The sequence below is a fragment of the Bacillus cereus group sp. BfR-BA-01408 genome, from assembly GCF_022663305.1.
GTDB classification, from domain to species: domain Bacteria; phylum Bacillota; class Bacilli; order Bacillales; family Bacillaceae_G; genus Bacillus_A; species Bacillus_A pacificus.
In genome coordinates this window covers 22,384-28,723 of sequence record NZ_JAKUFF010000060.1, presented here as the reverse complement: position 1 = coordinate 28,723, position 6,340 = coordinate 22,384, and the positions used below count along the sequence as shown (strand labels likewise).

Sequence of the window (6,340 nt, the reverse complement as noted above, 5' to 3'; positions counted from 1 at the left end):
TAATTTAATTTATTTAAATATAATTTAATAATAATTAAGGAGATTTTCATTATGGAAAATATAGATATTGGTAAAAAAATTGAAAAACAAAGAAAGGAAAAAGGTTTAACGAGTAAAGAACTAGCAAAGATGGCCGATATTACACCATCTATGTTAAGTCAAATTGAACGCGGATCTGCTAACCCTTCTATCCAAACATTAAAAGTACTCGCTAAAGCGTTAGATGTTCCAACATTTAGCTTTTTACTTGAAGATACAAATACAGACGATTTAATTGTACGCTCTCATAAACGTAAAAAAATGATTATCGATAATTTATCATATGAAATGCTATCACCTGATTTCACAGGAAATTTAGCAACAGCGATTATGACTGTCCCGCCGAATACAGCTTCATCAGAAAATGTACTAGAACATAAAGGAGAAGAATTAGCATTTGTATTAGATGGGAAAATCACATTATATTTAAATGAGGAAGAATACATATTAGAAACTGGTGATAGCGTAAAAATACCCGCTTATTTAAAACATAAATGGGTAAATCAATTTGAAAAAAATGCGATTGTCTTATTTTCTGTTACTCCACCGATTTTTTAATAGATGTAATAAAAATAGCCACGTGCGGATTCCTCCATACATGGCTATTTTTATTTTTTCGGCACGAACAAAATCCCTAAACTAAAAACACAAAAACTGAGTATTTGCTGCATCGATAAACCAAATAAAACCGAATTCTGTTCACTAACAAGTGAAATAATAATATGAGCAAACCCCTCAATAATTAGAAAAACACTTATATTCTTTCCATTTCCGAGCCTTTCATTTTTCATCCATAACAAGCTCACTATACAAAGAGCCAGGATAATCTCGTATACGAATATAGGATGATATAAAAATTTAGATTCATATATTTTCACACCCCAAGGCAATGTCGTTTGTACACCTATTTTGTGGTGAAATAGAAAATAGAAAACAATACTCATACATAGTCCAATAGGCAATGCATCAAGTAAAATGCGAAGTGAGAATTGCCCCTTTTTACTTTTCCAAACAATGTATACACTTGCAATTATGCATCCTACTATAATATGTTTCATACTTCCTATAGCTAATAATGCTTGCAGTGGCGACCTAATAGCCCATACTGGATTTAAAATTGCCGGTGCAAATTTCCATAAAAATACGATGATAAGAAAAGCATTTGTTACTGCATCCATCATTTTTTCATATGGTACACTTTGTTTCTTCATCTTTCGTTTCATCAACATAAATCCAAATAGACTTCCAATTATAAGAGATACGGGTTGTAACCTCACGATCCACTCCATTAATACAAAATCCCCTCTTTAACTCTCAATTAATTTCTTAAATTTCTCTTCTAATTGATCTGGAGGTAATACGCCTCGTACTTGCTCTACGATAATGCCATCTTTATTAACAAAAAACGTCGTTGGTAAAGAAAATACTTTATAGTCTAATCCAGCTACTCCGTCCATATCTAGTAAAACAGGAAACTTAAATCCGTGACGATCCGCAAAAGCGCTCGCTTCTTGCACTGGATCTCCGATTGTTGCATTTACCGCAAAGATTTCAACATCCTTTTTATATTTATCATACATACGAACTAAGTCAGGTGCCTCCATTTCACATGGACCACACCATGATGCCCAAAAATTAATAAGATACGGTTTTCCCTTTGCATCATGTAACGAATACAACTTCCCGTCTAGTCCTTTTAATGTTATGTCTGGTGCCTTAAATCCTACTTGTGGTAATACTTCTGTTTTTTGTAACTCCGCTTGTTTTGCTTTTCTTTCTTTTTCTTCTTTCTTTGAATTATAAAAATTAACTCCGGCCCAAATTAGTGCCCCAGCTAGTATAATCACAATTAGTTTCTTCACTTTTCTTCCTCCTAAACACACTACATCAAGTAGTGTTAATACTTAAAAAAAGAGGCTATATGCACTCTCCTACAATCAGTACAACCGACATACAAAATAAACCTACTGTTACATATACCGAATTCGTATGTAACGGCATATTGAGCTTAACAACTTTTTCATGTAACACTTGCTCAATTCGTAAATTTATCGCTGTTTTTGCAAATGAAGCTGTAACACATCGATTTTCCATTGTCTTTATTTTAATTATTTTTAATAATGCGCTTCCTAACTCGAATTTAGATTTCATTTTCCGCATTGCATACTTATCTGCAGCTAGCTCTTGATACACATGATAGCGCTGCAATAGCCCTTTTAATATCGGGATGTATATCATTCCTTCTGCTAATAACGTAAAACAAAATAATTTTAATGGGTCTCGATTGTTTTGATGATATTCTTCATGAAAAATAATCGCATCCATTTCTTCATCTGAAAAAGTTTGAAGCATCCCTTCTGACATGACAACTTTCGGACGAAATAACCCAATTGTAAATGCCGCAACTTCCGCAGTCGGCAATATATATATTTGTTTTCCTTTTCGAACGAAGGGAATAAGTACTTTTTGTAATCTTTTAGTATCAAAAAATTGTCGCCACATTCTTTTGCACACAATAAACACAGTAAGTAGTAGAAATCCAGCGATTATAATACGAATGAATGATAATTCTTTCATATGTTTTTCTAACTGAAACAAGCAAAAATTCGAAAGAAAGAACGCCTTATTTTGAAACAGAAATGGATATGTAACGTAATACACTAACATACTAAAAAAGAGGGAACTAACAATGACTGCTAACAATAAGATTTTACGCATTTGCCATTTCATTTCATTAATCCTCTTTTTTTAACTGACTCAATTTATCTTCTAACTTTTTTATTAAAGTCGGATCAACTTGCTCTAATTCATCTAGCATATGATTTACAACTAAATCACCAAATTCCCCCATCAATTCCTGTGTCATTTTCTTCGTTTGATTGGATAAGAATTCATCTTTTGTTTGTACAGCACGATATATGCCACTTCTTTTTACAGTCTGTTTTTCTAAGTGTAATTTCTCTACTAACCTGTTCATAACTGTCATAACAGTATTAAAATTCACAGGTGATTCTTCGCTTAATTTCTGCTGTACTTCTTTAATCGTAATACCCTCACTAGACCAAACAATCTCCATAATCTTTGCTTCAAGCGGTCCAAAGAAATGGTTTAACCCTTGTTCATTTAGCTTATAGTTTTGAGTAAACATCGTATAGCTCCTTTCACACTACGAATTGTAGTATAAATGAAATAAAAGGTCAATTATGAGTGCTATACACTAAAATTCACTCCCAAATCCCATTTACTGTAAACCTAACTTTTCTCCAAATGTTTCAAACAGATACTGCTCTAATATTTGCACACTAAACTTCTCATTGCGCCCTAGTGCAAACAATTCCCGATCTTTCGCTACGATAGTATCTAACGGGATAACGACATTATCCACTATTTTTGTAATTTCAATGATGTTACTTTTTACATTTACCTCTGTTTTAAATTCAATGTTTTCTAATACGATATGCGAGCGTCTTCCTGATGCAAAAAAAGTAAAGTTAGGATTTTTATAAATACCAATTTCACTCTCTAGTGGATATAAATATTGAAAAATGATATCTCTATGTCCATCTTTTATTATTTTTTCATCCTTCTCATCATCCAAGTATTCTTTCACCTTCGTTGTAAATTCAAATCGAAAATCCACTTTTTTCACGCTCCCTCTTTGTATTTTTATATTAAATAAATATATTGAAATAATTTTACCATATTGTAATACAACTTCCTATTAAAAGTAAAAACTCATTTGTAAAATCTCTATTATTTCCAGTTTTTTTTAAAGGATAGGCACTCATTCAATATGAATTCATGCTTCGTTATATCTATTTAAACATATTGTTTCCATATTTTGAAACAATAGTAAGAAGCATTATATAACAATAAAGTGAAACTTTAATCAGTAGGGGTTTTGTTCATCCCCCGCCTAACTTCTTTGCTTCCGCTGAATTTTGAGATGGGGGTCTTACTGCCCGTTATTGCGGGATAAACTGTTTCTAATTCATTTTCCTATATAGCCACTATCACCTTTATTATTCCAATATATTTAAACCCCATTTTCTACTTATTCATTACGTAAGAGAAGGAATGTAACTCTCTTCTATCGAATTTTTATATAACGAAAATGATTAGGTGGTGCTTTACTATGAAATTAGCTGTCATTGGTGGCGGTGATTTACAAGATTCAAATCACTCGCCTATTAATGAGCGACTTATAGAATTAACAAATAAACAGTATCCGAAAGTATTATTCATTCCTACAGCTAGTCATGATGATGAAAGCTATATAAAATTATTTTTAGACACATTCGAAAAACAATTACACTGTGAAGTACAAATTTTACGTATTATAGCCGATACACCTTCAAAATATGAAATAGACGAAATGATTCAGTCTGCTGAGTTAATTTATCTCGGTGGCGGAAACTATATTCAAATGATTACAGAATGGAAAGAACATAAGCTCGATGAAAAATTACTATTGGCTCTGCAGCAAGGAACGCTCATTGCAGGGTGTAGCGCTGGTGCTATGTGTTGGTTCACATCTAGTATCCGCTCAAATTATGAAGGTTCTGGTTATATAGAGAGTAACGGCTGGGGCATTGTGAACAAAAGGTTTTGTCCACATTATCATCAATTAAATAGAATGAACGCCTTCCATTCCTTTTTACAAAATCATCAAGGTAATATAGAAGGCATTGCACTAGAAGATAATTGCGCCTTATATATTACAGAAGAATCTTTTGAAATTATCGGTGAACCAGAAAAAGCGTGGGAATTTTATATGAGTGATAATAAACTCATTAGACAACATTTTGATATTACTTTAAAAAGCTATTTGTAAATCTGCACTTATAAAAAATGTCCCTAAGTATAATAACTTAGGGACATTTTTTGTGTTTAACTCACTAATCGTGTAATTCGTTTCTTCTGCCATGAAAGCTTATAATATGCATATTGTAGTATTAAGCTGACAATAAATGCTGCTGGGTATCCAATCCATATCCCTTCTATGCCAAGACTTGTATGGTAAGAAAGGTAATACGCTACAGGTACTTCAACAAGCCAAATTGATACGACGCCAATAACAGTTGGCCATAATACTGTACCGCTTGCTCGCATTGTCGCACTAATAATTTGCGCATGACCGAAAATTAAATAACTCCATAATGTGATCATAACTAGGCTATGAGCAATTTCAATTGTAGTTTGACTCGTTAAAAATAGTGCTAGAATGTCTCTTGAGAACAAGTAAATGAGTGATATTAGCACACCACCGATGACGTAGTTCATAATAATTCCGGCCTTCACAACTTTCTGCAATCGATCAAATTGATTCGCACCAATTGATTGTGCAGCAAAAATGGAGACTGTAATACCAAGACTAACGGCTGGCATTTGTACATAACTTGCAACTTGGTTCACAACGCCATAAGCTGCTGTTGCATCCGAACCGTAACGATTTACAAACGCGATTACCGCAATTTCTGATAATGAAACTAATATCATATTAACACTTGCTGGAATACCAAGTCGTAGTAATAACTTTAATAAACCCCAATCCATTCGAAGATATTTCCTTACCGTACTATCTAATTGTAGCGGGTGATTTTTCTTCTTTAAATACACTAACATGACAATAAACGTAATAACTGTAGATATAACAGAAGCATAGGCTGCTCCATACACATCTAATTTTGGAGCACCTAACCATCCAAAAATAAGGATTGGTAATAAGATCATATTTAGCGCTGTACTTACAATTAAAAAGTAAAATGGCGTTTTAGAATCTCCTGTACCTCTCATAAACGTTGTGTATGCGAAATATAAAAATAAGATTGGCATCGATATAAATAAAATACGTGCATAATGTACACTTATTTCAATAATATTTTCTGGCGTCCCCATAAGGCGCATAATATCCATTGCAAAAATACTACCTACTATCGCTAACACAACTCCAATAATAAAGGTAAAGGTTAGCGTCGTACCAACAATCGCTTTTAAACGATCTTCGTTTTTTGCCCCAAACGCCTGACCAATTAAAATGGAACTCCCTGAACCAATACCAATTACGAATGAAACAAGTAAGAAAAATAATGGGAAGAATGCCGATATGGCCGCTAAATCATTCACTCCAAGCCATCTTCCTACTACTACCATACCGAATAATTGTCCAACTGATTGTAGTACATTACTTAATAGTAACGGTACTAAAAACATGGACATCGATTTCCAAATCGGTTTACTCTCACTTTCTAACTTATGTGACTCCGCACCTTCTTTATTGTTATTTGTAGGTGGTTTCAAA

The 6,340-nt window shown here is 33.2% G+C and carries 8 protein-coding genes; 2 read left to right on the top strand and 6 right to left on the bottom strand.

The annotated features are described in order from the left end of the window. Positions 1-51: 51 nt before the first annotated feature. Complete coding sequence (locus tag MR083_RS20345; RefSeq protein WP_074567980.1) at positions 52-597, top strand: helix-turn-helix domain-containing protein; 546 nt, start codon at positions 52-54, stop codon at positions 595-597. Between the two features lie 50 nt (positions 598-647). On the opposite strand, the gene MR083_RS20340 is transcribed toward MR083_RS20345, so the two are convergent. The 5 genes from MR083_RS20340 to MR083_RS20320 form a co-directional block, all read right to left on the bottom strand. Then, positions 648-1,328 (bottom strand): prolipoprotein diacylglyceryl transferase family protein, encoded by a 681-nt coding sequence (locus MR083_RS20340; RefSeq protein ID WP_242269760.1) that lies wholly within the window; start codon positions 1,326-1,328, stop codon positions 648-650. A gap of 18 nt (positions 1,329-1,346) precedes the next feature. Continuing rightward, a complete protein-coding gene (locus MR083_RS20335) occupies positions 1,347-1,901 on the bottom strand; it encodes a TlpA family protein disulfide reductase (RefSeq protein WP_000734018.1) in 555 nt (184 codons plus the stop codon). Between the two features lie 55 nt (positions 1,902-1,956). Beyond that, positions 1,957-2,769 (bottom strand): M56 family metallopeptidase, encoded by an 813-nt coding sequence (locus MR083_RS20330; RefSeq protein WP_242269759.1) that lies wholly within the window; start codon positions 2,767-2,769, stop codon positions 1,957-1,959. Positions 2,770-2,773: 4 nt separating this feature from the next. Then, complete coding sequence (locus tag MR083_RS20325) at positions 2,774-3,187, bottom strand: BlaI/MecI/CopY family transcriptional regulator (protein ID WP_000495064.1); 414 nt, start codon at positions 3,185-3,187, stop codon at positions 2,774-2,776. Between the two features lie 93 nt (positions 3,188-3,280). After that, positions 3,281-3,679 carry a DUF3942 family protein gene (locus MR083_RS20320; protein ID WP_014893865.1) on the bottom strand — a complete coding sequence of 133 codons (399 nt, stop codon included), beginning with the start codon at positions 3,677-3,679 and terminating at the stop codon, positions 3,281-3,283. 495 nt (positions 3,680-4,174) lie between these two features. Here MR083_RS20320 and MR083_RS20315 point away from each other — a divergent pair, with 495 nt between their 5' ends. Further along, the gene (locus MR083_RS20315; RefSeq protein ID WP_242269758.1) at positions 4,175-4,873 is read left to right on the top strand and encodes a peptidase E; all 699 of its coding nucleotides are present in this window, start codon (positions 4,175-4,177) and stop codon (positions 4,871-4,873) included. Positions 4,874-4,929: 56 nt separating this feature from the next. Here MR083_RS20315 and MR083_RS20310 read toward each other — a convergent pair whose 3' ends face one another. Then, a complete protein-coding gene (locus tag MR083_RS20310; RefSeq protein WP_000804169.1) occupies positions 4,930-6,339 on the bottom strand; it encodes an MATE family efflux transporter in 1,410 nt (469 codons plus the stop codon). Position 6,340 lies beyond the last annotated feature (1 nt).

What these genes read in the sequence shown, in the direction of transcription:
- MR083_RS20345 (WP_074567980.1), top strand. Translation starts at nt 52, where the DNA reads ATGGAAAATATAGATATTGGTAAAAAAATTGAAAAACAAAGAAAGGAA.
- MR083_RS20340 (WP_242269760.1), bottom strand. Translation starts at nt 1,328, where the DNA reads ATGGAGTGGATCGTGAGGTTACAACCCGTATCTCTTATAATTGGAAGT.
- MR083_RS20330 (WP_242269759.1), bottom strand. Translation starts at nt 2,769, where the DNA reads ATGAAATGGCAAATGCGTAAAATCTTATTGTTAGCAGTCATTGTTAGT.
- MR083_RS20325 (WP_000495064.1), bottom strand. Translation starts at nt 3,187, where the DNA reads ATGTTTACTCAAAACTATAAGCTAAATGAACAAGGGTTAAACCATTTC.
- MR083_RS20315 (WP_242269758.1), top strand. Translation starts at nt 4,175, where the DNA reads ATGAAATTAGCTGTCATTGGTGGCGGTGATTTACAAGATTCAAATCAC.